Source organism: Lelliottia sp. 489 (genome assembly GCF_050435885.1).
Classification (GTDB): Bacteria; Pseudomonadota; Gammaproteobacteria; order Enterobacterales; family Enterobacteriaceae; genus Enterobacter; species Enterobacter nimipressuralis.
This window is the reverse complement of the sequence record NZ_JBNDLC010000008.1, coordinates 126830-153657: the sequence shown is the minus strand read 5'-3', so window position 1 is coordinate 153657 and position 26828 is coordinate 126830. Positions and strand designations below refer to the sequence as shown.

General features: G+C 57.9%; 26 protein-coding genes. 21 read left to right on the top strand and 5 right to left on the bottom strand.

Annotated elements, in window-relative coordinates:
- Positions 1-185 precede the first annotated feature (185 nt).
- On the top strand, positions 186-1547 hold the full coding sequence (locus ABIE11_RS19900) for an HdeD family acid-resistance protein (protein WP_429185202.1): 1362 nt from the start codon (positions 186-188) through the stop codon (positions 1545-1547).
- 64 nt (positions 1548-1611) lie between these two features.
- Positions 1612-2565, top strand: coding sequence for a nickel/cobalt transporter (locus ABIE11_RS19895; protein ID WP_429185201.1), 954 nt, complete (start codon positions 1612-1614; stop codon positions 2563-2565).
- A gap of 33 nt (positions 2566-2598) precedes the next feature.
- Here the strand turns inward: ABIE11_RS19895 and proP are convergent, their stop codons facing one another.
- Complete coding sequence (gene proP / locus ABIE11_RS19890) at positions 2599-4101, bottom strand: glycine betaine/L-proline transporter ProP (protein WP_100777950.1); 1503 nt, start codon at positions 4099-4101, stop codon at positions 2599-2601.
- 653 nt (positions 4102-4754) lie between these two features.
- Between proP and kdgT the strand changes: the two genes are divergently transcribed.
- Positions 4755-5750, top strand: a complete 996-nt coding sequence (kdgT, locus tag ABIE11_RS19885) for a 2-keto-3-deoxygluconate transporter (protein WP_100777951.1) — start codon at positions 4755-4757, stop codon at positions 5748-5750.
- Positions 5751-5784: 34 nt separating this feature from the next.
- Here the strand turns inward: kdgT and ABIE11_RS19880 are convergent, their stop codons facing one another.
- Together ABIE11_RS19880 and crfC are read right to left on the bottom strand one after the other, a co-directional pair.
- Positions 5785-6666, bottom strand: a complete 882-nt coding sequence (locus ABIE11_RS19880) for a diguanylate cyclase regulator RdcB family protein (protein ID WP_102105749.1) — start codon at positions 6664-6666, stop codon at positions 5785-5787.
- A complete protein-coding gene (crfC, locus tag ABIE11_RS19875) occupies positions 6663-9017 on the bottom strand; it encodes a clamp-binding protein CrfC (protein ID WP_429185199.1) in 2355 nt (784 codons plus the stop codon). Before crfC ends, ABIE11_RS19880 begins: the two co-directional genes overlap by 4 nt.
- Positions 9018-9618: 601 nt before the next feature.
- Between crfC and ABIE11_RS19870 the strand changes: the two genes are divergently transcribed.
- The 16 genes from ABIE11_RS19870 (at position 9619) to phnP (ending at position 21406) form a co-directional block, all read left to right on the top strand.
- Positions 9619-9954: a zinc ribbon domain-containing protein YjdM gene (locus tag ABIE11_RS19870; protein ID WP_100777954.1), complete on the top strand. Its 336-nt coding sequence runs from the start codon at positions 9619-9621 to the stop codon at positions 9952-9954.
- A gap of 145 nt (positions 9955-10099) precedes the next feature.
- Positions 10100-10531 carry a VOC family metalloprotein YjdN gene (yjdN, locus tag ABIE11_RS19865; RefSeq protein WP_429185198.1) on the top strand — a complete coding sequence of 144 codons (432 nt, stop codon included), beginning with the start codon at positions 10100-10102 and terminating at the stop codon, positions 10529-10531.
- A 132-nt stretch (positions 10532-10663) separates the two neighbouring features.
- On the top strand, positions 10664-11452 hold the full coding sequence (gene phnC / locus ABIE11_RS19860; RefSeq protein WP_429185196.1) for a phosphonate ABC transporter ATP-binding protein: 789 nt from the start codon (positions 10664-10666) through the stop codon (positions 11450-11452).
- Between the two features lie 63 nt (positions 11453-11515).
- Positions 11516-12538 (top strand): phosphonate ABC transporter substrate-binding protein, encoded by a 1023-nt coding sequence (gene phnD / locus ABIE11_RS19855; RefSeq protein WP_149045011.1) that lies wholly within the window; start codon positions 11516-11518, stop codon positions 12536-12538.
- A 51-nt stretch (positions 12539-12589) separates the two neighbouring features.
- On the top strand, positions 12590-13369 hold the full coding sequence (phnE, locus tag ABIE11_RS19850) for a phosphonate ABC transporter, permease protein PhnE (RefSeq protein ID WP_100777957.1): 780 nt from the start codon (positions 12590-12592) through the stop codon (positions 13367-13369).
- A gap of 20 nt (positions 13370-13389) precedes the next feature.
- Entirely contained in the window at positions 13390-14115 is a 726-nt protein-coding gene (gene phnF, locus ABIE11_RS19845; RefSeq protein ID WP_429185194.1) for a phosphonate metabolism transcriptional regulator PhnF, read from the top strand.
- Positions 14116-14568 (top strand): phosphonate C-P lyase system protein PhnG, encoded by a 453-nt coding sequence (phnG, locus tag ABIE11_RS19840; RefSeq protein ID WP_429185193.1) that lies wholly within the window; start codon positions 14116-14118, stop codon positions 14566-14568.
- Positions 14565-15149 carry a phosphonate C-P lyase system protein PhnH gene (gene phnH, locus ABIE11_RS19835; RefSeq protein WP_100777960.1) on the top strand — a complete coding sequence of 195 codons (585 nt, stop codon included), beginning with the start codon at positions 14565-14567 and terminating at the stop codon, positions 15147-15149. Before phnG ends, phnH begins: the two co-directional genes overlap by 4 nt.
- Positions 15149-16213 (top strand): carbon-phosphorus lyase complex subunit PhnI, encoded by a 1065-nt coding sequence (locus tag ABIE11_RS19830; protein ID WP_429185192.1) that lies wholly within the window; start codon positions 15149-15151, stop codon positions 16211-16213. The genes phnH and ABIE11_RS19830 overlap by 1 nt, the downstream gene beginning before the upstream one ends.
- A complete protein-coding gene (gene phnJ / locus ABIE11_RS19825) occupies positions 16206-17051 on the top strand; it encodes an alpha-D-ribose 1-methylphosphonate 5-phosphate C-P-lyase PhnJ (protein WP_100777962.1) in 846 nt (281 codons plus the stop codon). The genes ABIE11_RS19830 and phnJ overlap by 8 nt, the downstream gene beginning before the upstream one ends.
- The gene (gene phnK, locus ABIE11_RS19820) at positions 17048-17803 is read left to right on the top strand and encodes a phosphonate C-P lyase system protein PhnK (protein WP_194514336.1); all 756 of its coding nucleotides are present in this window, start codon (positions 17048-17050) and stop codon (positions 17801-17803) included. Before phnJ ends, phnK begins: the two co-directional genes overlap by 4 nt.
- Positions 17804-17812: 9 nt before the next feature.
- Entirely contained in the window at positions 17813-18493 is a 681-nt protein-coding gene (phnL, locus tag ABIE11_RS19815; RefSeq protein WP_107702422.1) for a phosphonate C-P lyase system protein PhnL, read from the top strand.
- Positions 18490-19626, top strand: a complete 1137-nt coding sequence (gene phnM, locus ABIE11_RS19810) for an alpha-D-ribose 1-methylphosphonate 5-triphosphate diphosphatase (RefSeq protein WP_429185191.1) — start codon at positions 18490-18492, stop codon at positions 19624-19626. The genes phnL and phnM overlap by 4 nt, the downstream gene beginning before the upstream one ends.
- On the top strand, positions 19623-20174 hold the full coding sequence (gene phnN / locus ABIE11_RS19805; RefSeq protein WP_100777966.1) for a ribose 1,5-bisphosphokinase: 552 nt from the start codon (positions 19623-19625) through the stop codon (positions 20172-20174). Before phnM ends, phnN begins: the two co-directional genes overlap by 4 nt.
- Positions 20167-20601: an aminoalkylphosphonate N-acetyltransferase gene (gene phnO / locus ABIE11_RS19800; RefSeq protein ID WP_107702424.1), complete on the top strand. Its 435-nt coding sequence runs from the start codon at positions 20167-20169 to the stop codon at positions 20599-20601. The genes phnN and phnO overlap by 8 nt, the downstream gene beginning before the upstream one ends.
- Positions 20602-20647: 46 nt before the next feature.
- A complete protein-coding gene (gene phnP, locus ABIE11_RS19795; protein WP_429185189.1) occupies positions 20648-21406 on the top strand; it encodes a phosphonate metabolism protein PhnP in 759 nt (252 codons plus the stop codon).
- A gap of 43 nt (positions 21407-21449) precedes the next feature.
- Here the strand turns inward: phnP and yjdP are convergent, their stop codons facing one another.
- Positions 21450-21770: a DDRRRQL repeat protein YjdP gene (gene yjdP / locus ABIE11_RS19790; RefSeq protein ID WP_100777969.1), complete on the bottom strand. Its 321-nt coding sequence runs from the start codon at positions 21768-21770 to the stop codon at positions 21450-21452.
- A gap of 104 nt (positions 21771-21874) precedes the next feature.
- Complete coding sequence (locus ABIE11_RS19785) at positions 21875-24154, bottom strand: ATP-binding protein (protein WP_429185187.1); 2280 nt, start codon at positions 24152-24154, stop codon at positions 21875-21877.
- Between the two features lie 144 nt (positions 24155-24298).
- On the opposite strand from ABIE11_RS19785, the gene ABIE11_RS19780 reads away from it, so the two are divergent.
- Complete coding sequence (locus ABIE11_RS19780) at positions 24299-25816, top strand: sugar ABC transporter ATP-binding protein (RefSeq protein WP_100777971.1); 1518 nt, start codon at positions 24299-24301, stop codon at positions 25814-25816.
- Positions 25813-26808, top strand: coding sequence for an ABC transporter permease subunit (locus ABIE11_RS19775; RefSeq protein ID WP_100777972.1), 996 nt, complete (start codon positions 25813-25815; stop codon positions 26806-26808). The genes ABIE11_RS19780 and ABIE11_RS19775 overlap by 4 nt, the downstream gene beginning before the upstream one ends.
- Positions 26809-26828: the final 20 nt, after the last annotated feature.

Below are 26828 nucleotides of genomic sequence, written 5' to 3'. Positions count from 1 at the left end.
CCGCAACCGCTAAATGACAGAAAAATGACTGACTGCTGCATTCCACAGCAAAACCCCGCCTTATACCCTTTTGCACACAGACTTATCCACAACCCGGCCAGTATTACCGACACGTTTCTCACTCATCACGCACTAAACGACCCAATAAGCTATATATGTGGAAGGCTATTTCCGGACGTTTTCCTATGATGCGACTAATCCTGATCCTGCTGGGTATCGATTTTCTGCGTTCACACTGGCGCGGGCTTCGCCGCTTTGGCTGGATCACACTGATCGCCGGCACCGTCATCTTCATCGACGCCATGGACGGGTCGCTGTTCTTCCCGATTGAGCCTTTCGCCTGCCTGCTATTGTTCGAAGGTGCCCTTACATTAATGGTGGCGCACAGCGGGATGGGCGGGCAGCGCATCTTACGCTATGTCAAAGGTGCCACCTTTACACTCGCCGCGGTCCTGATCCTGGCGGGGAACCACGATGGCGATATTGTACTGGCGATCATCTTCGGCACGCTGTTCTTGCTTGATGGTGCGCTACAAATAGCCTCCGCCCTGGTCGTTCGCTATCAACGCTGGCGCTCAGCCCTGGCAGGCGGGATCGTCGAGATCGCGCTGGCCATCTTCTTCTATCAGCCCTGGCCGTCAAATTATGCCGGCACCGTTCCTTACTGTCTGGGTCTGGGCCTTGCCTTCGCGGGATGGAACATGTTTATCCTCGCCAACCGCGTCAAAGTGGCCGCCGCCAACCCGGGTCTTAAAGGCGAAGAGTATATGGAAGAAGCAGATACGCTCCCGCCCGCCACTGTGGAGTGGGATGGTCCGCCGGAAGATGACGAAAAAGCGCTGACGGTTCACGTCTGGACTCCCGTGGGTTCTGCGCCGGGTGAAACCATCCCTCGCCCGGTCATCAACCGCTATATCGCCGCCGTGGATCAAAACGGCATTATCTCCACCGGCCACGCTGCGCTGGAATCTCCTGGCGGGATCTATATCAGCCTGTATCCTGCGGAACTCATCGACCGTTCACCGGATGCCTTCGCCCGACTGTTGCGGGCGACGCCGGAGAATAATGTGCAAGGGCTGTTCCAGCCCGACTATGCAACAGAGTCAGCGCAATGGTGTCCCTCCACGCGAAAAGTACGCATCCGCAATTACAGTGAAACCCGCCTGAGCGCCTTCTGGGAAAACTACCGTCAGAATGCATCCTACAATTTGACCCACCGTAACTGCTCCAGCAGCGTGGCGCGAGCGCTGGAAGCCGCGCTGGAGGGATCCGTCGGAAGACTCTGGCAAACGCGCGGGTTCTGGCTGGCGATTGGAAAGCTGATGTCCACGCCGGAACTTTGGGTCGCACTCCAGCTGCGTAAACGCGCCGAGACCATGGCCTGGACGCCAGGGCTTGTACTGGACTACGCCCGCGCCCTGAGCATGCTTGCCGATCCACGCCCGACAGGCTGGTTTAATACCCTGGGCCGGGCGTTGAAAAAAATGTTCCACCGCCGGGTCGAATGGGTGAAAGGTAAAAGCGGCGAAGGGATGACGGAAGAGTAAACCTCAGCGCGCTCGCGATCATAAACGCTATACTTGCCAAAAATCCTCTCCCGCAGGCCATACCATGACCACACAACGTCTCGCACGTGACTGGCGCCTCCCCACTGCCGGGCTGATGGCGCTGGGCATTCTGCTGGCAGCCTTTACGCTACACGCCCACTGGAACGCCTTTATTCAGTGGTGCCTCGCAACGCAAATCACCCTGCACCGCTATCTGGTGATGTACCTTCTGCAACTCAATAATCACCAGTACGCCGGTGGGCTGTGGCTGCTGACGGGCGCGTTCTTTTATGGTGTGCTTCACGCCATTGGGCCAGGCCACGGCAAATTTATCGTCACCACCTATCTCTCGACTAATAAAGAAAGCCAGCTCGCCGCACGCGTGGTGCCCTTCCTCGGCAGCCTGATGCAGGGTGTAAGCGCCATTCTTTTCGTCTTTATTCTGGCCGTGGGGTTTAATCTCGCCTCCGGCGATCTCAGCGCCAGCCGCTGGTATGTGGAAAAAATCAGCGCGGTCATGATTGGTGCGTTCGGCGCGTTTGTCATTTACCAGGCGCTGAAAAGCCTGCGTCCTCGCAGGCTGACGGTTCACGCCCTTAAACCTCTTCATCAACATGATGAAAGTTGCGGCTGCGGTCACCACGGTGTGGGTGCCGCGCTGAAGGGGGAAAACTGGAAAATACGTCTGGGGGTAATCCTGGCCATCGGCGCGCGCCCATGCAGTGGGGCGATTATGATTCTGATGTTCTCGAACGCGCTGGGTATTGTGACCTGGGGAATTGCGGCGGTGATGACCATGTCCCTCGGCACGGCGCTGTCGATCATGGGGCTGTCGCTGGCGGTGCGCTATGCGCGCGAACGCACGGTGGCGCTCTTCGGCGGAGGATCACACCTGAGCTGGCTGGTGCCGGTGGCAAAAATTGCCGGCGGGATTGTGCTAATTCTGTTCGCGACGGTGCTGTTCTTAACGGTCATTCCCATCAGCGCCAACGGCGACTACATTGCCGCAGGCTGCTAATAAAAAACCCGCCAGCGGCGGGTTTTTCGTTTGTTACTCGTTAATCCGTGGATGCTGATCCACCAGACGAGAACGTTTCTTCTGCAGCTCTTCAATCTCTACGTCAATGTCATCAATTTTCTGTTCAACATTATCGTAGTGCTCACGAAGGATATCTTTCGCTTCCTGAATATCCGATGCCGCTGGCGTCGCCCCTTTCAGAGGTCGGTTAGCCGTCTCTTTCATCGTCAGACCGGTCGCTAAACCGATAACCGCGATAACCATCAGATAATAAGCCGGCATCATCAGGTCCTGGGTGCTTTCGACAAGCGAGGCCGCCAATGTCGGCGTCAGACCCGCAATCAGTACCGAGATATTAAATGCTGCCGCCAGCGCACTGTAACGAATGTGCGTTGGGAACATCGCCGGGAGCGTGGACGCCATCACCCCGATGAAGCAGTTCAGGATCACCGCCAGCATCAGCAGACCGGCAAAAATCAGCCCCAGCACATTACTGTTAATAAGGATAAAGGCCGGAATCGCCAGGGCGAACAACGCGACGCTACCCAGAATAATGAACGGACGGCGACCGAAGCGGTCACTCATCAGACCCATAATCGGCTGCACAAACAGCATACCAACCATGATGGCGATGATAATCAGCACGCCGTGATCTTCTGAATAGTGCAGGTTATGCGACAGGTAGCTCGGCATATACGTGAGCAACATGTAGTAGGTCACGTTGGTCGAAATCACCAGACCGATACAGGTCAGCAGACTACGCCAGTGTTTGGTCGCAATTTCGCGGAACGAAACTTTCGGTCCATCCTGCAGGCCTTCGCGATCGCCCTGCTCCAGTTTCTCAACGTGCTGCTGGAACGCCGGGGTCTCTTCTAAAGCATGACGCAAATAGAGGCCGATGATACCCAGCGGCAGCGCCAGGAAGAACGGAATACGCCAGCCCCACTCGAGGAAGTTCTCTTCCCCGACGACGGTGGAAATCAATACCACCACGCCCGCACCCAGCACAAACCCGGCAATCGAGCCAAAGTCCAGCCAGCTTCCCATAAAGCCGCGTTTACGGTCCGGGGAGTATTCGGCAACGAAGATCGATGCGCCCGTATACTCACCGCCGACGGAGAAGCCCTGCGCCATTTTACACAGCAGCAACAATATTGGTGCCCAGATACCAATGGTGGCGTAAGACGGGATCAGGCCGATACAGAAGGTACTTATCGACATAATCACGATTGTGATGGCGAGAATTTTCTGGCGACCATATTTATCGCCCAGCATCCCGAAGAACAACCCACCGAGCGGGCGAATCAGGAAGGGTACAGAGAAGGTACCTAGCGCTGCAATCATCTGCAGGCTGGGATCGGCGCCGGGGAAGAAGACCTTACCGAGTGCATAGGCAACGAAGCCGTAAACACCGAAGTCAAACCACTCCATCGCGTTACCCAGCGATGCGGCAGTGATGGCCTTGCGCAGCTTGCTGTCATCAATAATGGTGACATCGCCGAGCGTAATGGGTTTTACTTTTTTCCTTTTAAGCATTGCTATCCTCGTAGACTCAGCCCTGTCCATACCACAGAAACTCATGCGGTCTGTAAAGTGAGATTCGCCTCATGCGAATCTTCTTCTTCAAGCGTAGCAGGTTTACTTACATTGACATTTACTGTCGATACAACCGAACCTGTTGACGCCTGTCTGGGCAGTTAGTGACCTCTTTACCCTACCAGCGTTTAAATTAGTGATCAACTTCACAAAAACTTACGTATGGCGTCAAAAGTTGTCAGAAAACGTAAGCACCCCTCTCTCTTTCGTTACGTTTTAATCGCATTCAGACGATTCTTCCGCTGGTTATTATTCCTCTCGCAATTAAATAAAACACTGACTTTCATTTACATCCATTTCACAGCTTTTTTAATTACAAGCGGTCAATGTCTTCGTTTACGCAAATATGTGATCAAGATAACTAAAACACTGTTTTATTTTCATTGAATCGTAATTCCAATGATCGCATGATAAGCCCGAACACGCCGCGATGGCTGCAACTCACCAACCGTTTAACACGTGTAAACGGGCTGCGGTTTGTGCATTACCAGACGGAACTTCAGACAGTTAAATTTTCGTAATCATTTGAATGTAATCATTAATATTACCTGACTTGTCCGCCAGAAACGCGAGATGAGATGTGAGGATTTATCATGAAGATTAAAGCCACAATTGAACGCATCCCTGGCGGGATGATGCTGGTTCCCCTGGTCCTTGGCGCAATATTAAATACCCTTGCGCCAAATACCGGCGCTTATTTTGGCGGATTCACAAAAGGGATGATCACCGGCACCGTTCCCATTCTGGCGGTCTGGTTCTTTTGTATTGGCGCCTCTATTAATTTACGGGCTACAGGTACCGTTCTGCGTAAATCAGGTACGCTGGTCATTACCAAAATTGCGGTCGCCTGGGTCGTCGCAATGGTCTGCGCCATGTTTATTCCTGAGAACGGAATTCAGACCGGATTCTTCGCCGGATTGTCCATTCTGGCGATTGTTTCGGCAATGGATATGACCAACGGCGGTCTCTACGCCAGCCTGATGAACCAGTACGGCACTAAAGAAGAGTCTGGCGCCTTCGTTTTAATGTCGCTGGAATCCGGTCCGCTGATGACCATGCTGATCCTGGGCTCCGCCGGTCTGGCCTCGTTTGAACCGCACCACTTCGTCGGCGCAATTCTGCCGTTCCTGATCGGTTTCGCACTGGGTAACTTGGACACCGATCTGCGCGATTTCTTCAGCAAAGCCACGCCGGTGTTGATTCCGTTCTTCGGCTTCGCACTGGGTAACACCATCAACCTGGGCGTGATTATGGATACCGGTCTGCTGGGCATCGCCCTGGGCGTCGCGGTTATCATCATCACCGGTATTCCACTGATTATCGCAGACCGCGTGATTGGAGGAGGGAATGGGACCGCAGGTGTCGCTGCATCATCTGCTGCAGGTGCAGCCGTGGCGAACCCGGTGATTATCGCGCAGATTAACCCGGCCTTCGAACCGGTGGCCGCCTCGGCAACCGCGCTGGTTGCAGCAGCAGTGATTGTGACCGCGATTCTGGTACCGATTATTACGGCGCTGTACGCCAAACGCTACGGCAATATCCCGCAGGCCGAGTCAGAGCCGCAGCCGGTTGAATCCTTACATCACTAAGATTTCTACGCCCTCTCTTCGGAGAGGGTTTTAGTTATCCCTCGCCAAACACTTCACTCACCATCGCATCCGCCAGCCTTTTCGCTGAGCAGAGTCTCGGCATTCCCAGTGCCACCGTCTGCCAGCTCTGCGTCACAGACCAGCTCACCGGATGACGGTCAGGATGACACCAGTCCCCCAGCCAGCCCAGCATATCCTTATGGTCCATTAAGCCCGTTGAAATCGGTGTGGCAAGCCACTGGTGATAGAAATGGCGAGTGGCGGGAGAAGCGTTAATGCCCTGCGCCAGATAATTTGCCGCCAGGCTGCGTAAATTGTCTTTCAGCATCGCGCCAACGTCTTCGTTTGCCAGGCGACAGGCATCGCCAAACGCCCCCCAACGAAGCTCTTCTAGCGCGAGGTAACAACGCCCGGCCAGCGACCAGCCATCGTATTGCCCGGCCCGCCAGTGGGTAAAAATTTGCTCACTATGTTCGCCCGCCTGCACCGTCAGGCCACGCTGAGAAAGCGCTTTCTCTTTATAGGCGGCACGCTGGGAAAAATGGGCAGAGAGATCGTCGTACTGCTGCATCAGGCCCGGAGACTGTTGCCCCTGGCGGCTGGTCTGCTGGCGCAGCGTGGTGAGTTTTTCCGTCATGCGCGTCAGCGCCAGATGGCCGGGATCGAACATCCCCGCCAGTTTTTCCGCAAGCCCCAGCCGCAGGGCAGCATTTTCGCTGAACATTCCCGTCATTGCCCAGGGCCGAAGCTTCGTCTGGGTCATGATCTCCTGAGTTAAACGCTCACGAAATTGCTGCTGCTGAGGGGCGAGAGGGGGAAGACGCACCGCGTCCACCCCTTGTACCAGATCGACCATAAACTTCGGATGAATACACTCCAGCGTCCGCCCGGGACCGTCCAGTAGTTGTGTTGTCATAGTTGCTCAGCCGCGAATAAGGTTTGAATATCATCGCGTAACAGTCGGGTATCTTCCTGAATCCACGTCGCAGTGGTAATACTTTGCTGCAACAGCTGGCTGAGCGCTCGGGTGGAGTGCTCGTTTTGCTGGCGCACTGCGAGGCTATCACGCAAGCTTTCCTGTAACCCGGTCAGACATAACGAGAATTCTGCGAAAAACGTCGCCATTCCTGCCGTAACAGAGACATCGACCTGAGCCACCAAAGCTTTACAGATTTGTTCACAAAATTGATCAATATGCTGTTTAAATCGCTCATGAAGCTGCGCGATGTCAATAACATATCGGGTGCGAGTCATCACGTAATCTTCAAAGCCCCAGCCCGGATTGTTCAGCCAGCGCGACACCGTCTCACGCACGCTGCCGGACGTCGACACATCACCCGCCGGACGATTTTCCGACGCAATGGCGTCAGTAAACAGCCCACGCGTGTTGAAATTAAGCTGACTCGCCTGGAACGCCGGGAAGCTGATCCGCGCCCGGAAACCGGCATGGCTCAGCTCTTCTTTAATGCGTTTCTCAATGGGGCGCATCGCTTCGTTAAGGGAACGCGCCAGCGTGGACTCAAGCTGGTCAAAGCGCAGTGCCAGTTCGCGGCTGATTTTTCCCTGCGCATCCAGCATGATCAGCTCGCAGGAGGAGCGGATTTTGCTCAACACAATCTGCGCCTGCCCTTCATCATCCAGCACCAGCTGCCCCATCTCTTCCTGGGAGCTGTTTCTCAGGCTCATGGGCTGGATGCCCGCTAAATCGAGAATATTATCTCTGTTAAAGATGTGGCCGATGGCCTGCTGAATCTGGCTTTTCTGCTGCGAAATAAACGCGTTCGCCGCATCCAGCGCCTGCTCCACTTCATGCCCCACTTCGTCGCTGACGACCTCCTGGCGCATCTGCAACAGCGCCATATCCTCTTCCAGCCGCGAGATATTTACCTGCAGCTCCTCGAAGGCTACCGTCAGCCCCTGGTAGCGAAAATCCAGGTATTCGCGGGCATTTTGTGCGTAATTTAGCAGCTTATGGGAAGCCGATCGCAGGGCATAGAGCGACGCGTTGGCGTAAGCGGCGTAAATCAGTTTACGGATCGGCTGTTCGAATAACGAATCTTCCCACAGCAGATCGGCCGCATGGCGAATATGCTCAACATCATCCAGATCCGCCGTCCGCCAGCGACGTCCGAGCGCCGCTTCGGCAAAATCCTGCACCCAGCGCTGCTCCTGAGGGTTTGGCAAGCGGCCATGGCTGGCAATTTCATAGCGCGCGCGGTTGGCGAGATAGGCCCACATCGACGACACAGGATAAATCTGCCCCGGCGAAATATTGCCTTTCATCAGCGTGCCGGAGATCATCGCCCGCACCTGCTCTTCGTCATCGCTGTTGCGATCTTTCTGATCAAACTTATTCACCAGCGCATACAGCGGCACCGATTTTCCGACCGCCGAAATAGCCTGTCGCACCTCTTCATCGGAGATCGATTTCAGCTGGGTGTAGTCCATCACCGCCAGCACCGCCGACGAGCGCGCCAGCTGTTCACTGAGCATTTTCTGCAGATGCGGCTGTCCGGCTTCGTTCGGCCCTGGGGTGTCGAGCAGCGTCAGCTGGCCCAGATGGGAATCCAGCCCGGCCAGATGGACAAATTCCACCTCGATAACCGGAATATGTTCAATCGCCGCATATTCCGAGAACGGAAAATCGACGCCGAGCGCTTTCGACAGACGCACCAGATCGTTGAGGTTTTTCAGACACTGGAAAATCGGCTGCGCGCCCAGATAATGTTTTTCAAACGCTTCGCCCTGCTCAATACGCCCGAGCAGCGCGTTCATGTCTTTATCGATCTCAAGGCGCTGAGTCAGTTTTCCCCGATCGTGATTGCAGAGTTTCTCCTGCAACTGCTTGATCAGCGTATCAATTGGCGACACATGGGCGAAATGCAGCACCGGCTCGGTCTGGCCCGGCGTGTGGCGGATCAGGGTCGGCAGCGCGGTCATCGGGCGATTGCGGTTTGGCAGCACCTCGGTCCCGACGATGGCATTTATAGTGGTCGATTTCCCGGCTTTCATGGTCCCGACAATCGCCAGCACCATCTCAAGACGGGTAATTTTGCGTAATTCGTTATTAAGCATAGAAAGCTGCGTTTCAACGCCACGGGTGCTGAAATGCAGAGGCAGAACATTATTCGTCTCCCCGGTCATCGCAGCGGTGGTGCTATCCAGCACCGCAATCGGCATTGATTTCAGGGCGTCAAGATTCTGCAAAGCAAGTTGCAGAAGCCTTTCCGCTTCCTGGCTTAATTCAAAAATTGTTTGTGTATGCATGATAAAAGCCTTTCCTTAACGCAAATTTATTACTTTTATTTAGCCGGATAGTTTTAATAATGAAATTTCGGCTTTTTAGATTACGCGTGGAAAATATGTTCAATGAATATAAGCGCCTGATGACAAACCGGAATATATTCGGCCTGAAGCGTAGAGCGCTCGTACGCTCCTCTCGACAAAGAAAGCCGAAAGATAATGAGCGTAGACCATTTCTTATGAAGCTATAGGATATATCAAAGTAATTTACCCACCCAAAATGAGAGGTAATTCCCGCACGCCTAAGGAGGAATGGCAATCGCGGGTGCCGTTGATAAATAACAACTGCTCACCTCACCTTATCCGAAATGACAGTACCTGGCAATTTACGCAATAAAATATTCGATATATTTCGTCGCGCCGTTTAAATCTTAAGTACGCTGTTAGCATCGCTTAAGTGACTGACAGAAAGTGTCACTCCAGACACGGTGATTTCACTCTTCGCAAAAAAAATAATATCACCGACAACGGTGTGGACTTACGCTATACTTGACGCCTTTTTCGGCAAACTGCCATCTTTTGGCTGGCGCTTTCCAGCCCCGTTAGCACTTTTGAGGAACTCAATATGTCACTTCCACACTGCCCAAAATGTAATTCCGAATACACCTACGAAGATAACGGGATGTTCATTTGTCCTGAATGCGCCCATGAATGGAATGATGCAGAGCCAGCGCAAGACAGCGATACGCTGATTGTAAAAGATGCCAACGGTAATCTGCTGGCCGATGGCGATAGCGTCACCGTGGTAAAAGACCTGAAAGTCAAAGGCGCCTCTTCGATGCTGAAAATCGGCACCAAAGTGAAGAATATTCGTCTGGTTGAAGGCGATCATAATATTGACTGCAAAATTGACGGCTTTGGCCCGATGAAGCTCAAATCTGAGTTCGTTAAAAAGAACTGATATATAAGCTTTTATTGTTTTGTAGGCCGGATAAGCGCAACGCATCCGGCCAGGTGCCCGGCGGCGTTGCGCTGACCGGGCCGACAGAATATTGTACAAAATTCGTACTACACTTAACGAGCTTCTCTTACCTGAGGTAATGATTATGTCGTTAAGTCCCTACATCTCATTCGCCGGAAACTGTGCAGAAGCCATCGCCTTCTACCAGCAAGCCGTCGGCGCAGAACTCACCTATAAAATCACCTACGGCGAAATGCCCAAAGACGAAAACAGCGAAGAAGGCTGCCCGTCTGGCATGACATTCCCGGACACCGCGATTGCCCACTCCAACGTTCGTATCGCTGGCAGCGAAATCATGATGAGCGACGGCGTGCCCGGCGGTAACGCCCAGTACGCGGGTTTCACGCTGGTGCTCGACACCCAGGACGTCGCCGAAGGCAAAGGCTGGTTCGACAAGCTCGCCTCGGGCGGTAACGTTGAAATGGCCTGGCAGGAGACCTTCTGGGCACACGGTTTCGGCAAAGTGACCGATAAATATGGCGTGCCATGGATGATCAACGTCGTTAAACAGCAGTGATCGTCTGGCGGAGGCGCCCCCTCCGCCTGTCACCCCATTCACTTCAACTCTTCAAATTCCCGCAACCAATACTTAACCTAAATGTCACATTAATCCGCCAGCATGAGGCCACATTTATCGTGAGGCCTGAACATGCAAACTGTCATCCGCGTCGAGAAACTGAGCAAGACCTTTCATCACAACAAGGCTCTGCATGCCGTTGATCTGACTGTCCAGCAGGGCGACATGGCAGCGCTGCTCGGGCCTTCCGGCTCCGGAAAATCCACCCTTCTGCGCCATCTCAGCGGCCTCATCACCGGCGATAAAACGCCGGAAAGTCACGTCGAGCTGCTGGGGAAGACCGTGCAGCGCGCGGGCAGTCTGGCGGGCGATATTCGTAAAAGCCGCACGCAAACGGGCTGCATCTTCCAGCAATTTAACCTGGTAAATCGCCTGACGGTGCTGGAGAACGTCCTGATCGGCGCCCTCGGCAGTACCCCCTTCTGGCGCACTTGCCTGCGCTGGTTCTCTCCGGCACAAAAACAGCAGGCACTCCAGGCCTTGACTCGCGTCGGGATGGCCCATTTCGCCCACCAGCGCGTCTCCACCCTTTCCGGCGGCCAGCAGCAGCGCGTGGCCATCGCCAGAGCGCTAATGCAAAAAGCCAAAGTGATCCTCGCCGATGAACCCATCGCCTCGCTGGACCCGGAATCGGCCCGCATCGTGATGGAAACCCTGCGCGACATTAACCAGAACGACGGCATCACCGTCGTGGTCACGCTGCATCAGGTGGATTACGCCCTGCGTTACTGCGAGCGCATCGTCGCCCTGCGTCAGGGCCATGTGTTCTACGACGGCGCAAGCCAACACTTTGATAACGAACGTTTTGACCACCTGTACCGCAGCATTAACCGCGTCGAAGAGAACGCGCAGGCTGCGTAATTTCACGAAGCGTTCAGGCTGGCAAATGAACTGGCCTGGAACAATGCCAAAAGAGGATGATAGATGAGCTATAAAGCCGTTGCCGCGCTGGCCTTCACCAGCATGTTCAGCATCAGCACCCTGTTAAGCCCGGCCTATGCGCAGGAGCAGGAACAGGAAAAAGCCCTGAACTTCGGCATTATTTCGACAGAATCACAGCAAAACCTGAAACCCCAGTGGGAACCCTTCCTGAAAGATATGGAAACCAAACTGGGCATCAAAGTGAACGCCTTCTTCGCCCCGGATTACGCGGGCATCATCCAGGGGATGCGCTTTAACAAAGTCGATATCGCCTGGTACGGCAACCTCTCCGCCATGGAAGCGGTGGACCGCGCCAACGGTCAGGTCTTCGCCCAGACCGTCGCCGCAGACGGCTCCCCGGGCTACTGGAGCGTGCTGATCGTCAACAAAGACAGTCCGATCAACAACCTCAACGATATGCTCGCCAAACGCAAAGATCTCACCTTCGGCAACGGCGATCCAAACTCCACCTCCGGCTTCCTGGTCCCGGGCTATTACGTCTTCGCCAAAAACAACGTCTCCACCAGCGAGTTCAAACGCACGGTTAACGCCGGACACGAAACCAACGCGCTGGCCGTTGCTAACAAACAGGTCGACGTCGCCACCAACAACACCGAAAACCTCGACAAACTGAAAACCTCCGCGCCGGAAAAACTGAAACAGCTGAAGGTGATCTGGAAATCGCCTCTCATTCCGGGCGACCCGATTGTCTGGCGCAAAAACCTCTCTGAGGGCACCAAAGACAAGATCTACGACTTCTTTATGAATTACGGCAAAACGGCGGAAGAGAAAACGGTTCTCGAACGTCTGGGCTGGGCGCCGTTCCGCGCCTCAAGCGATCTGCAGCTGGTGCCTATCCGTCAGTTGGCCCTGTTTAAAGAGATGCAGGGCGTCAAGGACAACAAAGGGCTGAACGCCGAAGAGAAGACCAGCAAAGTCTCTGTGATTCAGGCGCAGCTGGAAGATCTGGACCGCCTGACCGCCGCGCTAAGCGCGATGACGTCAGTGAATAAAGCGGTGCAGTAACCGTCCCTCTCCCTCTTCCACACGAAGAGGGAGAGAACATTAGGAGAACTCATGCAAACCATCACCGTCCCACCCCCGAAACGCAGCTGGTTCTCGTTGATAAGCTGGGCCATTCTGCTGGCGGTGCTCGTCATCTCCTGGAAAGGTGCGGAAATGGACCCGCTGATGCTGGTCAAAGACTCCGGCAACATGGCGACCTTCGCGGCAGACTTCTTCCCTCCAGACTTCAGCCAGTGGCAGGACTATCTCGGCGAAATGGCCGTCACCATGCAAATCGCCGTCTGGGGCACCGCACTGGCGGTCATCCTCTCTATTCCGTTTGGCCTGATGAGCGCCGAAAACATCGTCCCCTGGTGGATTTACCAGCCGATGCGCCGCCTGATGGACGCCTGTCGCGCCATCAACGAAATGGTTTTCGCGATGCTCTTTGTGGTCGCCGTCGGTCTCGGCCCATTTGCTGGCGTCATGGCGCTGTTCATCCACACCACCGGCGTGCTCTCCAAACTGCTGTCTGAGGCGGTTGAAGCCATCGAACCCGGCCCGGTGGAAGGCATCCGCGCCACGGGGGCCAACAAAATCGAAGAAATTCTCTACGGCGTCCTGCCGCAGGTCATGCCACTGCTGATCTCCTACTCCCTCTACCGTTTCGAATCCAACGTTCGCTCGGCGACGGTGGTCGGCATGGTCGGCGCGGGCGGGATTGGCGTCACCCTGTGGGAAGCGATTCGCGGCTTCCAGTTCCAGCAAACCTGCGCCCTGATGGTCCTCATCATCATCACCGTCAGCCTGCTGGATTTCCTCTCTCAACGTTTGCGTAAGCACTTCATCTGAGAAGCGAGGCTTTGATTTCTATGCACTTATCCAGACATCCGACCAGTTACCCCACACGCTGGCAAGAGATCGCCGCCAGGCTCGAAATCGAGCTGCGCACCCTCTACCGCTGCGGCGACTATTTGCCCGCCGAGCAACAACTCGCCGACCGCTACGAAGTCAACCGCCACACCCTGCGCCGCGCCATTGACCAGCTGGTGGAACGCGGCTGGGTCCAGCGCCGCCAGGGGATTGGCGTACTGGTGCTGATGCGCCCCTTCGACTATCCGCTGAACTCCCAGGCGCGTTTCAGCCAGAACCTGCTCGATCAGGGCAGCCACCCGACCAGCGAAAAACTGCTCTCGGTGCTGCGCCCGGCCTCCAGCCACATCGCTGATGCGCTGGGGATTCAGGAGGGCGACAGCGTCGTGCATCTGCGCACCTTAAGACGCGTCAACGGCGTGGCGGTCTGCCAGATCGACCACTACTTCGCCGACCTTACTCTCTGGCCGACGCTGCAACTTTTTTCCAGCGGCTCGCTGCATGACTTTCTCTTCGACGCCACCGGCATCGCCCTCAGGCGCACCCAGACGCGGATCAGCGCCCGTCGCGCGCAGGCCAAAGAGAGCAAGGTGCTGGAGATTCCGAACATGGCACCGCTGCTCTGCGTGCGCACCCTCAACCACCGTGACGGCGAGGTCAACGCGACGGAATACTCCGTCAGCCTCACCCGCGCCGACATGATTGAATTCACCATGGAGCACTGAATGCACTTCGATATTCCCACTCGCCAGCGCTGGATGAGCGCCCTGGCCCACAGCCAGCCCGCCGCCCTGCGCGAGCGTCTGCGCCTGCTGAACCTCACTCCGGAATACAACACCCTGCGCGCCCCTGAGATCGGCCTGGTGCAGATACAGGCGCGGATGGGCGGCACCGGCGACCGTTTTTTTGCCGGAGACGCCACCCTGACCCGTGCGGTGATTCGCCTTAAGAGCGGCACCACGGGCTACAGCTACCTGCTGGGGCGCGATAAACAGCACGCCGAGCAGTGCGCCGTGGTCGACGCGCTGCTGCAGGAACCCACCCATTTTCAGTCGTTAATGGAAACCTTAATTGCCCCGCTGGAAGCCGACCGTGCCGCGCGCATCGCCGCCCGTCATGCCGAAATCAACACCAGCCGGGTCGACTTCTTTACGCTCGTTCGCGGAGATAACGCATGACGCTTCAACCCGCTTTTACCCACGCCGTGCAGGATGCCCAGCACAGTTTTCGTCGCCTCCTGAAAGCCATGAGCGAGCCGGGCGTAATTGTCTCGCTGCATCAGCTCACCCACGGCTGGCAGCCGCTGAATCTCGCCACCACCAGCGTACTGCTGACATTGGCGGATAACGACACGCCGGTCTGGCTGTCGGCCAGCATGGCCAACGACATTGCCAGCCAGAACCTGCGCTTTCACACCAGCGCCCCACGGGTGGATCAGCCGCAGCAGGCGGTGTTTGCCGTGGCCGACGAGCTGATCAGCCACGAGCAGCTGAACGCGCTCTCGTCCGGCAGCGCCGTCGCCCCGGAGACCAGCGCCACGCTGATTCTGCAGGTCGCAAGCCTCAGCGGTGGGCGCATGTTGCGCCTGACCGGAGCCGGGATCGCCGACGAGCGCATGGTCGCGCCACAGCTGCCCGAATGCATCATTCACGAACTCACTGAACGTCCGCATCCGTTCCCACTGGGGATCGACCTGATCCTCACCTGCGGCGAACGCCTGCTGGCAATCCCACGGACCACACATGTCGAGGTGTGCTGATGTACGTTGCCGTTAAAGGGGGCGAGAAGGCGATAGCCGCCGCCCATGCGCTGCAAGAGCACAGAAGACGCGGCGATGAAACGCTTAACGAGCTGAGCGTCGCGCAAATCGAACAGCAGCTAAATCTGGCCGTTGACCGGGTGATGACCGAAGGCGGAATTGCCGACCGCGAGCTGGCGGCCCTGGCGCTGAAACAGGCCAGCGGCGATAACGTCGAAGCCATCTTCCTGCTGCGCGCCTACCGCACCACGCTGGCCAAACTGGCGGTCAGCGAGCCGCTGGACAGCGCGAAGATGCGACTGGAGCGCCGCATTTCCGCCGTCTACAAAGACATTCCCGGCGGCCAGCTGCTCGGCCCCACCTACGACTACACCCACCGCCTGCTCGATTTCACCCTGCTGGCGAACGGCGAAGCCCCGAGGCTGAACACCTCAGACGCGGAGCAAGAATCCGCTCCCCACGTCTTTAGCCTGCTGGCGAACCAGGGGCTGGCGAAAGCCGAAGAGGACACGGGCCGCGTGCCGGACGACGTCACCCGTACACCGCCGGTCTATCCGTGCTCGCGCGCCTCGCGCCTGCAACAGCTAATGCGCGGTGACGAAGGCTATCTGTTAGCACTGGCCTACTCCACCCAGCGCGGTTACGGGCGCAACCACCCGTTTGCTGCCGAAATCCGCAGCGGGTTCGTTGAGATCGATATCGTGCCCGAAGAGCTGGGATTTGCGGTCAACGTCGGCGAACTGCTGATGACGGAGTGTGAAATGGTGAACGGCTTCGTCGCCCCCGAAAACGACGCGCCGCACTTTACGCGCGGCTACGGCTTAGTGTTCGGCATGAGCGAGCGCAAGGCGATGGCGATGGCGCTGGTCGATCGCGCGCTCCAGGCCCCGGACTATGACGAGACGATTTCCGGCCCGGCGCAGGATGAAGAGTTCGTGCTGGCCCATGCGGATAACGTTGAAGCAGCGGGCTTCGTCTCGCACCTCAAACTGCCGCATTACGTCGATTTCCAGGCGGAACTGGAACTGCTTAAACGTCTGCAACGGGAGCGCAATCATGGCTAACCTCAGCGGCTATAACTTTGCCTATCTGGACGAACAAACCAAGCGCATGATCCGCCGCGCGATTTTAAAAGCCGTGGCCATCCCCGGCTATCAGGTCCCGTTTGGCGGCCGCGAAATGCCGATGCCCTACGGCTGGGGCACTGGCGGCATCCAGCTGACCGCCAGCGTGATTGGCGAAGCGGACGTGCTGAAAGTCATCGACCAGGGGGCGGATGACACCACCAATGCCGTGTCGATTCGCAACTTCTTCAAGCGCGTCACCGGCGTGAACACCACCGAGCGCACGGAAGATGCCACCCTGATTCAGACCCGCCACCGCATCCCTGAAACGCCGCTGACGGAAGATCAGATTCTGATTTTCCAGGTGCCCATCCCTGAGCCGCTGCGCTTTATCGAGCCGCGCGAAACGGAAACCCGCACCATGCACGCCCTCGAAGAGTACGGGGTGATGCAGGTGAAACTGTACGAAGATATCGCCCGCTTCGGTCATATCGCCACCACCTACGCCTACCCGGTGAAGGTGAACGGGCGCTACGTGATGGACCCGTCGCCAATCCCGAAATTCGATAACCCGAAAATGGACATGATGCCCGCACTGCAACTGTTCGGCGCCGGACGCGAAAAACGCATTTATGCCGTGCCGCCCTACACCAGCGTCGAAAGTCTCGATTTCGACGATCACCCGTTCCGGGTACAGGAGTGGGACGAGCCGTGTGCCATCTGCGGTTCAAAACACAGCTATCTCGACGAAGTGGTGCTCGACGACACGGGCAAACGCATGTTTGTCTGCTCCGACACCGATTTCTGCCGCCAACAGAGTGAGGCGAACGGCCAATGAAACCGCTGCTTTCGGTGAACAACCTGACCCATTTGTATGCGCCCGGCAAAGGCTTTAGCGACGTGTCATTTGAGCTGTGGCCTGGGGAAGTGCTGGGGATTGTCGGCGAGTCCGGCTCCGGCAAAACCACCCTGCTCAAATCCATCTCCGCACGCCTGACGCCGCAAACCGGCGAGATCCGTTATCAGGATCAGTCCCTGTACGACATGAGCGAAGCCGAGCGCCGTCGCCTGCTGCGCACCGAGTGGGGCGTGGTGCATCAGCATCCCATGGACGGCCTGCGCCGCCAGGTCTCGGCGGGCGGAAACATCGGCGAACGGCTGATGGCAACGGGCGCGCGCCACTATGGCAATATCCGCGCGACCGCCCAGCAGTGGCTGACCGATGTCGAAATCCCGGCGTCGCGTATCGACGACCTGCCAACCACCTTTTCCGGCGGAATGCAGCAGCGCCTGCAAATCGCCCGCAACCTCGTCACCCATCCGAAGCTGGTGTTCATGGATGAGCCGACGGGCGGGCTGGATGTCTCCGTGCAGGCGCGTTTGCTCGACCTGCTGCGCGGCCTGGTGGTAGAGCTGGATCTGGCGGTGGTGATTGTTACCCACGATCTGGGCGTGGCCCGCCTGCTGGCAGACCGTCTGATGGTGATGAAGGAGGGTCAGGTGGTGGAAAGTGGATTAACCGACCGCGTGCTCGACGATCCGCACCACCCGTACACTCAGTTGCTGGTTTCATCGGTATTGCAGAACTAAGAGGCCAACATGATCCGCGTAGAAAATGTGAGTAAGACGTTTGTGCTCCACCAGCAAAACGGCGTGCGACTGCCGGTGCTGCAAAATGCCTCTCTTGAGGTCAAAAAGGGGGAATGCGTGGTGCTGCATGGCCATTCGGGCAGCGGAAAATCAACGCTGCTGCGCTCCCTTTACGCCAACTATCTGCCCGACCAGGGCCACATTCATATCTGTCATGGCGACGAGTGGGTGGATCTGGTGCAGGCCCCGGCGCGCAAAGTGCTGGAAGTCCGCCGGGCGACGATCGGCTGGGTGAGCCAGTTTCTGCGGGTGATCCCGAGGATCTCCGCGCTGGACGTGGTCATGCAGCCCCTGCTGGATCTGGGCGTCTCCCGCGACGAATGCGCGGCGAAAGCTGCCCGGCTGCTGACGCGCCTCAACGTCCCGGAACACCTGTGGCACTTGGCACCGTCGACGTTCTCTGGCGGCGAGCAGCAGCGCGTGAATATCGCCCGCGGCTTTATCGTCGATTACCCGATTTTACTGCTCGATGAACCGACCGCCTCGCTGGATGCCAAAAACAGCGCCGCCGTCGTCGAGCTGATCGAACAGGCCAAAGCGCGCGGAGCGGCGATCGTGGGGATCTTCCACGACGCCGCAGTCCGCGATCGCGTGGCGGATCGTCTTCATCCGATGGGAGCCGCAGCATGATCATCAATAACGTCAAACTGGTACTGGAAAACGACGTGATCGCGGGATCGATCGACATTCAGGACGGCGTGATTCGCACATACGCCGAAACCCAGAGCCGCTTGCCGGAGGCGATGGATGGCGACGGCGGCTGGCTGCTGCCGGGGCTTATCGAACTGCATACGGATAATCTGGATAAATTCTTCACCCCGCGCCCAAAGGTGGACTGGCCGGCCCACTCGGCGATGAGCAGCCACGACGCGCTGATGGTCGCCAGCGGCATCACCACGGTACTCGATGCCGTGGCGATTGGGGATGTGCGCGACGGCGGCGACCGTCTGGAGAATCTCGAAAAGATGATCAACGCGGTGGAAGAGACGCAAAAGCGCGGCCTGAACCGCGCCGAGCATCGCCTGCATCTGCGCTGCGAACTGCCGCACCACACCACCCTGCCGCTGTTTGAAAAGCTGGTTGGTCGCGAGCCGGTCTCTCTGGTGTCGCTGATGGACCACTCACCGGGCCAGCGTCAGTTCGCTAATATCGAGAAGTACCGTGAATATTATCAGGGCAAATACGCCCTGAATGACGAGGAAATGGCACGCTACGAAGAGGAGCAGCTGGCGCTGGCGGCCCAGTGGTCGCAGCCAAACCGCCTGTCGATTGCGGCGATGTGCCGGGAGCGTAACATTGCGCTGGCAAGCCATGACGACGCCACGCACGAGCATGTGCGAGAATCCCATCAGCTTGGCAGCGTGATCGCCGAATTTCCTACCACGTTTGAAGCGGCTGAAGCCTCCCGCCAGCACGGAATGAACGTTCTGATGGGCGCGCCGAACATCGTGCGCGGCGGCTCCCACTCCGGTAACGTGGCGGCCAGCCAGCTGGCAGCGCTCGGCCTGCTGGATATTCTCTCCTCTGATTACTATCCGGCGAGCCTGCTGGATGCGGCCTTTCGCGTCGCCGATGACACGGGCAACCCTTTCACCCTGCCGCAGGCCATTCGTCTGGTGACTAAAAACCCGGCTGACGCGCTGAACCTGAGCGATCGCGGGGTGATTGGCGAAGGCAAACGGGCGGATCTGGTGCTGGCGCATCGCAAGGGCGAGCACATCCATATCGACCACGTCTGGCGTCAGGGAAAACGGGTGTTCTGATGGGAAAACTGATCTGGCTTATGGGGCCGTCCGGCTCCGGAAAAGACAGCCTGCTGTCGGCGCTGCGCCAGCAGGAGCACACGCAATTGCTGGTGGCGCATCGCTACATCACGCGCGCGGCGAACGCGGGCAGCGAGAATCATATCGCCCTGAGCGAGCAGGAGTTTTTTACCCGCGCCGGGCAGAACTTACTGGCACTGAGCTGGCACGCGAACGGCTTGTACTACGGTGTGGGCATTGAGATCGACCTGTGGCTGCACGCCGGTTTCGACGTGCTAGTGAACGGCTCGCGCGCCCATCTGCAACAGGCCCGCGCGCGCTACGCCCAGGCGCTGCTGCCGGTCTGTTTGCAGGTTTCACCGGAAGTGCTGCGCCAGCGTTTGCAGCAGCGCGGGCGCGAAAGCGCGCGGGAGATCGACCTGCGCCTGGCGCGTGCAGCGCGCTACACGCCGTCGGACTGCCATCTGCTCAATAACGACGGAAGTTTGCTACAGTCAGTCGAGAATTTGTTATCGCTTATCCGTCAGAAGGAGAAACAACATGCCTGACTGCCAGCTGCGCCCCGCCACTGCGGACGATGCGCAGGCCGTTTACGGTCTGATCTGTGAGTTAAAACAGGCGGAATTCGACCAGAAAGCCTTTCACGCCGGGTATCTCGCGAATCTTCAGGATCGCAACATGCACTACCATCTTGCGGAGCTGGACGGGCACGTTGTCGGGATGATTGGCCTGCATTTGCAGTTTCATCTGCATCACGCCAACTGGATCGGTGAGATTCAGGAGCTAGTGGTGCTGCCGCAGGCCCGTGGCCTGAAAGTCGGCAGCCAACTGCTGGCCTGGGCCGAAGCGCAGGCGCGACATGCAGGTGCCGAGATGACCGAGCTGTCGACCAGCGTAAAGCGAGTGGATGCGCACCGGTTTTATCTTCGCGAAGGGTATGCCCAGAGCCATTTTCGTTTTACCAAAGCGCTATAAAACCTAAGCACAGCGCCGCCTGGCAATGTCGTTAAAGGGGGAAACCATGGCCCTAACCATCCAACTGACCGGCACCGGCGGTGCACAGCTGGTACCTGTCTTCGGCTGCGACTGCGCGGCCTGCCGCCGGGCGCGTTTGCAGGAGGCGTATCGCCGTCGCCCGTGCAGCGCGGTCGTGACCTTCAACGACGCGGTGACGCTGATGGACGCGGGCATTCCGCACCTGATGGACGACTGGCCCGCGGGCAGTTTTCAGCAATTTTTACTGACCCACTATCATATGGATCATGTCCAGGGGCTGTTCCCGCTGCGCTGGGGCGTGGGGGCGACGATTCCGGTGTACGGCCCGCCGGACGAGGCGGGCTGCGACGATCTGTTCAAACATCCCGGTCTTCTCGATTTCAGCCATACCGTCCAGCCCTTTGTGGTGTTTGAACTTCAGGGGCTGCGCGTGACACCGCTGCCGCTCAATCACTCGAAGCTGACCTTCGGCTATCTGCTGGAGAGCGCCCACAGCCGCGTGGCGTGGCTGTCGGACACTGCCGGGCTACCGGACAAAACGCTGAAATTTTTACTCAATAATCATCCGCAGGTGATGGTGATCGATTGCAGCCACGAACCACGCGAGCAGACGCCGCGCAACCATTGTGATTTAAACACCGTCATCGCGCTCAATCAGGTTATTGGCTGCCCGCAGGTCATTTTGACGCACATCAGCCATCAGTTCGACGTTTGGATGATGGATAACCCGCTGCCAGAGGGGTTTGAGGCGGGGTATGACGGGATGAGAATCGTGCTGGACTGAGCGGCACGCCGGGCGTCAGGCAGCACGCATCTTACGGATTTCCTCACCGGTCGTAATCATCTTCCAGCCTGCGCTCATCGTCCTCGAGCTGACGCCGGTCCTGATCGAGCTGGCGCTGCCTGTCGTCTAACTGACGGCGACGATCCTCAAGCTGTCGACGACGATCATCGTACTGGCGACTGTCCGTACGACGACTCTCTTCATAGCGGTCATCGTCGTCATTCTGACGGCTGCTGGTGGGGTTGTACGCTTCGCCGATCGCCTGCTGGATATTCCCAATGGCGTCGTCAATGATATCAGCGTGGGCAAGCTGGCTGGTTAATGACAGCAGGCCAAATAACAGAGCGGTGGTAGAGCGTTTCATAGAGCCAGTCTCGCAGCAGGTGAGCTGGCTTTACGTTAATCATCGGCGCTCAGACGGAGTAGCGGAGGAATCTCAAAACGCGCCTTTCATGCAGGCGGTACGCGTTATGCCGACGCCTTACGGAGCGCCTGCGCCAGCTGCGCTCGGGTGAAGGGTTTTCCTAGCAGTTCCACGTCCGGCAGCTGCGGATTGTGAGTGGGGCGTAAATCCTGCCCGCTCACCAGCAGCACCGGGAGATGCGGGAAATGGGTGCGAACGTGGTGGATCACCTCTGCGCCACTTAACGCCCCCGGCAGCATCAGGTCGCTGATAAAGAGTTCGATATCGGCCGAGGCCTCCAGCATCTTCAACGCCTGCTCGCCCGTTTCAGCTTCGAGCGTCAGGTAGCCCAGCTGATGCAGCTGTTCGCATAACGTTTGACGCACGTCGCTTTCATCTTCAAGCACCAGCACCAGCCGGTCGCTCTGCTCTGACTCCGTTGCCGCCAGCCCTTCATCATGCTCCACCACCGCCTGCGCGGAGCGCGGAAGCTGCAGGCGCACGGTGGTTCCCTGCCCCGGTGCGCTTTCAATTTCAACGCGCCCACCGGACTGGCGCACAAAACCGTAGACCATCGACAAACCCAGCCCGCTGCCGCTGCCGGTCTGTTTCGTGGTGAAGAACGGCTCGAAGACCTGAGATTTCACCTCCTGTGACATCCCGCAGCCATGGTCGATCACCTCCAGCGCCACCATATCCTGCCTGCGCCCGTCGCTGCGGGTGACGCGCTGATTCCACGTGCGAATGCGGATCACACCGCTCTGCCCCTCCATCGCGTCGCGGGCGTTCATGACCAGATTGATAATCGCGTTTTCCAGCTGGCTGACGTCAATCCACGCGGGCCACGCCGGGTGCTGCGCTTCGATATCCAGCGTCAGGGTGGCCGGGAGCGAGTGGCACATCAGCTCGCCGAGGTTTTCCAGCAGCGGTTTCATCTCCACCGCGTGCGGATGCAGAGACTGTTTGCGCGAGAAGGCCAGCAGTCGCTGGGTGAGGAGCGCGCCCCGCTCGGCGGCTTTCAGCGCGCGGGTGATGCGCGGCGCATCCGGCGACTCGGGATCAACCAGCTCCAGGCTGCCGATAATGACCGCCAGCAGATTGTTAAAATCGTGCGCCAGCCCGCCCGTCAACTGCCCGACCGCCTTCATTTTTTGGCTGTGCAGCAGCGCCTCTTCCAGCCCCACGCGTTCGAGCCGGTCGATCTCCATCTGCGTCGTTTTCTCTTTCAGCAGGCGGGTGGTGTGCTCAAGCGACGCGGTGTTACGCGCAAACACGTTGAACGCGCGCGCCAGCTCGCCAAGCTCGTCGCGGCGCTGGAGGGCCGGTACCGACACATCAGGCTCGCCGTGGGCCAGCCGCGACATCGCTCTGGAGATGGCCGTCAGGTTGGAGCCTAAATTGCGGTAGATATACCAGCAGGCGCAGCCGGTGATCATCAGCGCCAGTACGGCGAACACGCTGATAAAGACGCTGATGGAGCGTAACTCCTGATGACTCTGGGCGGTGCGCAGCTCCGACGCCTGCGCCACCTGCGCCACGTACTGGTTGATATCGCTGTTTAAAATCGCCACCAGCGCTTTGATGTGGAACATGTACCAGTTGATCGTCAGATCGCTCTCTTCGAGCTGCTTCGAAAGCGGCGCGAGCTTTTGCAGCTCGGCGTTGAAATCGGGCAGCACAAAGTCAATCACCGGCTGGCGGGCGGTCTCTGGCAGCGTGGTGGTTACGGTATTCAGCTGCTGAATGGTAGCGCGCGGCGACGGCGTTTCGATAGCCGCCATAATCAGGCGGTCCATTTCAGCCAGCTGGCGCGCGTCCGGCACGTTGTCGCCGAAGCGACGGTTAATATCCTGCAAATGGCGTAAAAAACTTTGGCTTTGATAAAGCGAACTGAGCAGCGCGTTGCGCTCCAGATGACGTCGCTGACCGCGCTCCAGCATCCCGGTGACGCTTTGCTGTAACTCATTACTGCGGCGAATGATTCGCGCCACCAGCGCCGGTTCCTGCTGCGCCAGCGGTGCATCGGCGAGCTGCTCAAGGGAGTGACGCAGTGCCGTCTGCGTCTGCTTCAGGCGATCCGCTTCGCTTTTGTACTCCAGCGCCCCCACCACCTGCGAAAGACGCACCGCCGCCGTGGCCACGTTGGCGGTGTCGCGCGCCAGATTCATGCTGCCAGTCATGTCGTTTAAGGTCTGCTGCTGCACCTGCTCCTGAATCTGGCTGGCATGCCGAAAGCCCAGCACCGCCACGCCGCTGACCATCAATGTCACCGCCACCACCAGCAGATTGAAGATCAGCAGGCGGCCACGGGCGCTGGCAAAAAAGGGAGGGCGGCGTGATGGCATGGTGGCTCCGGTGAGAGGAAAAAGGCTCAGAATTGTGACGCCCGTTAACTATTCATAACTATGACAAATATGAACGGCTTCTGACATTTTGCATTTACCGGGATGTGATGCACTGCTGATATCGACCTTCACAGGAGATCCGCTATGAGCAGGACCCCGGTATTAGAGATGCGCAACATTGCCAAAACCTTTGGCAACTTTCACGCGCTCAAGGGTGTGGATCTGACGGTCTGGCCCGGCGAAATCCACGCGTTAATGGGCGAAAACGGCGCAGGCAAAAGCACCCTGATGAAAATCCTCGCCGGGGCGTATACCGCCACCAGCGGCGAGATATTGATTGACGGCCAGCCGTACCACATCAAAGGGCCGAAAGACGCGCTGGCCGCAGGTATTACCCTGATTTATCAGGAGATGCAGCTCGCGCCAAACCTCACGGTGGCGGAAAACATCTTCCTCGGCAGCGAGCTGTCGCGTGGCGGGCTGGTGAAGCGGAAAGAGATGGCCGCACAAGCCCAGACGGTGATTGACCGTCTCGGCGCCCATTTCAGCGCCACCGATCTGGTGATGAAACTGACCATTGCCGAACAACAGCAGGTAGAAATCGCCCGCGCGCTGCACCGCAATAGCCGCGTGCTGGTGATGGATGAACCCACCGCCGCCCTCTCCTCGCGCGAAACCCATCGCCTGTTTGAACTGATTTTGCGTCTGCGCGATGAGGGGATGGCGATTATCTATATCAGCCACCGCATGGCGGAGGTGTACGAGCTTTCCGACCGCGTCAGCGTGCTGCGCGACGGGCAGTACGTCGGCAGTTTGACCCGCGACAAACTCAACGCTTCGGAGCTGGTCAGGATGATGGTGGGCCGCCCCTTAAGCGACCTGTTCAACAAAGAGCGCGATATCCCTCTTGGCAGCGCGCGGCTCAACGTCCATCACCTCACCGACGGCAAAAAAGTGCAGCCGTGCAGCCTACAGGTGCGTTCCGGGGAGATCGTCGGTCTCGCCGGGCTGGTAGGGGCCGGACGTTCGGAGCTGGCACAGCTGATCTTCGGCGTGCGCAAAGCGACGGGCGGGATGATTGAAGTCGACGGTGAGCCGGTGGTGATCCACTCCCCGCGCGCCGCCATCGACCACGGCATCGGTTTTTTAACCGAGAACCGCAAAGAACAGGGGCTGTTTTTGGAGCTGGCGGCGCAGGAGAACATCACCATGGCGACGCTGGAGCGCGACGCCACCTGGGGCATGCTGGACCGCAAAAAAGCGCAGTCGATCTCCGATGACGCCATCGCCCTGCTCAATATTCGCGTGCCGCATTCGCAGGTGCGCGCGGGTGGGCTGTCGGGCGGTAATCAGCAAAAGCTGCTGATCTCCCGCTGGGTAGCGATCGGCCCGCGCATTCTGATCCTCGATGAACCGACGCGCGGTGTGGACGTCGGGGCGAAAAGTGAGATCTATCGCATCATGAACCAGATGGCGCGCAAAGGCGTGGCGATCCTGATGATCTCCAGCGAGCTGCCGGAAGTGGTGGGCATGAGCGACCGGGTCTACGTGATGCGTGAAGGGAGCATTGCCGGGGAGTTACACGGCCCAACCATCACTCAGGAAAATATTATGACGCTGGCAACTGGCGTGAACGACACTCATCAGGCGGTGCAATCATGACACATTCAACTAACCCGCAGCAGGTGGCGAAATCCGCCTCCGCCAAAAAAATGCTGATGAGCGATCTGATGCAAACGGTCGGGATTTTGCCGATTCTGATCCTGATTGTGGCGGTCTTTGGCTTTATCGCGCCGAACTTTTTCACCGAGAGCAATCTGCTCAACATTACCCGTCAGGCGTCGATCAACATCGTGCTGGCCGCCGGGATGACCTTCATCATTTTGACCGGCGGGATCGACCTGTCGGTGGGATCGATTCTCGGCACCACGGCAGTGGCGGCGATGGTGGTCTCCCTGATGCCTGAACTGGCGATGCTGTCGATTCCGGCGGCGCTGATGCTCGGCATGGTGCTGGGTCTCTTCAACGGCGCACTGGTGGCCTTTGCCGGACTCCCGCCGTTTATTGTCACCCTCGGCACCTATACCGCCCTGCGCGGGGCGGCCTATCTGCTGGCCGACGGCACCACGGTAATTAACTCGAACATTAATTTTGAATGGATCGGCAATAACTATCTCGGCCCGGTGCCGTGGCTGGTGGTGATCGCCCTGGCGGTGATCGTGGTGTGCTGGTTCATTTTGCGCCGCACCACGCTCGGCGTTCATATCTACGCGGTAGGCGGCAACATGCAGGCTGCGCGTCTCACGGGGATCAAAGTCTGGCTAGTGCTGCTGTTTGTCTACGGCATGAGCGGTCTGTTGTCCGGTCTCGGCGGGGTGATGAGCGCCTCGCGGCTTTACAGCGCCAACGGCAACTTAGGCACCGGTTACGAGCTGGACGCCATCGCGGCGGTGATCCTCGGCGGGACCAGTTTTGTCGGCGGGATCGGCACGATCACCGGCACGCTGGTGGGCGCGCTGATTATCGCCACCCTGAATAACGGCATGACGTTAATGGGCGTTTCCTACTTCTGGCAACTGGTGATCAAAGGGGCGGTGATCATCATTGCGGTACTGATCGACAAATACCGTACCCGACACCATCAAAGTGCATAACAACAACACCCTACGATAAT

Bases quoted from the DNA above. Each gene is read 5' to 3' on its own strand.
- phnJ (WP_100777962.1), top strand. From the start codon at position 16,206: ATGGCTAACCTCAGCGGCTATAACTTTGCCTATCTGGACGAACAAACC.
- ABIE11_RS19880 (WP_102105749.1), bottom strand. From the start codon at position 6,666: ATGACAACACAACTACTGGACGGTCCCGGGCGGACGCTGGAGTGTATT.
- ABIE11_RS19775 (WP_100777972.1), top strand. From the start codon at position 25,813: ATGACACATTCAACTAACCCGCAGCAGGTGGCGAAATCCGCCTCCGCC.
- ABIE11_RS19830 (WP_429185192.1), top strand. From the start codon at position 15,149: ATGTACGTTGCCGTTAAAGGGGGCGAGAAGGCGATAGCCGCCGCCCAT.
- phnL (WP_107702422.1), top strand. From the start codon at position 17,813: ATGATCCGCGTAGAAAATGTGAGTAAGACGTTTGTGCTCCACCAGCAA.
- ABIE11_RS19780 (WP_100777971.1), top strand. From the start codon at position 24,299: ATGAGCAGGACCCCGGTATTAGAGATGCGCAACATTGCCAAAACCTTT.
- phnH (WP_100777960.1), top strand. From the start codon at position 14,565: ATGACGCTTCAACCCGCTTTTACCCACGCCGTGCAGGATGCCCAGCAC.
- ABIE11_RS19785 (WP_429185187.1), bottom strand. From the start codon at position 24,154: ATGCCATCACGCCGCCCTCCCTTTTTTGCCAGCGCCCGTGGCCGCCTG.
- yjdN (WP_429185198.1), top strand. From the start codon at position 10,100: ATGTCGTTAAGTCCCTACATCTCATTCGCCGGAAACTGTGCAGAAGCC.
- proP (WP_100777950.1), bottom strand. From the start codon at position 4,101: ATGCTTAAAAGGAAAAAAGTAAAACCCATTACGCTCGGCGATGTCACC.
- kdgT (WP_100777951.1), top strand. From the start codon at position 4,755: ATGAAGATTAAAGCCACAATTGAACGCATCCCTGGCGGGATGATGCTG.
- crfC (WP_429185199.1), bottom strand. From the start codon at position 9,017: ATGCATACACAAACAATTTTTGAATTAAGCCAGGAAGCGGAAAGGCTT.
- phnO (WP_107702424.1), top strand. From the start codon at position 20,167: ATGCCTGACTGCCAGCTGCGCCCCGCCACTGCGGACGATGCGCAGGCC.
- phnK (WP_194514336.1), top strand. From the start codon at position 17,048: ATGAAACCGCTGCTTTCGGTGAACAACCTGACCCATTTGTATGCGCCC.
- phnG (WP_429185193.1), top strand. From the start codon at position 14,116: ATGCACTTCGATATTCCCACTCGCCAGCGCTGGATGAGCGCCCTGGCC.
- phnE (WP_100777957.1), top strand. From the start codon at position 12,590: ATGCAAACCATCACCGTCCCACCCCCGAAACGCAGCTGGTTCTCGTTG.
- phnC (WP_429185196.1), top strand. From the start codon at position 10,664: ATGCAAACTGTCATCCGCGTCGAGAAACTGAGCAAGACCTTTCATCAC.
- ABIE11_RS19900 (WP_429185202.1), top strand. From the start codon at position 186: ATGATGCGACTAATCCTGATCCTGCTGGGTATCGATTTTCTGCGTTCA.
- phnF (WP_429185194.1), top strand. From the start codon at position 13,390: ATGCACTTATCCAGACATCCGACCAGTTACCCCACACGCTGGCAAGAG.
- ABIE11_RS19870 (WP_100777954.1), top strand. From the start codon at position 9,619: ATGTCACTTCCACACTGCCCAAAATGTAATTCCGAATACACCTACGAA.
- ABIE11_RS19895 (WP_429185201.1), top strand. From the start codon at position 1,612: ATGACCACACAACGTCTCGCACGTGACTGGCGCCTCCCCACTGCCGGG.
- phnP (WP_429185189.1), top strand. From the start codon at position 20,648: ATGGCCCTAACCATCCAACTGACCGGCACCGGCGGTGCACAGCTGGTA.
- phnD (WP_149045011.1), top strand. From the start codon at position 11,516: ATGAGCTATAAAGCCGTTGCCGCGCTGGCCTTCACCAGCATGTTCAGC.
- phnM (WP_429185191.1), top strand. From the start codon at position 18,490: ATGATCATCAATAACGTCAAACTGGTACTGGAAAACGACGTGATCGCG.
- yjdP (WP_100777969.1), bottom strand. From the start codon at position 21,770: ATGAAACGCTCTACCACCGCTCTGTTATTTGGCCTGCTGTCATTAACC.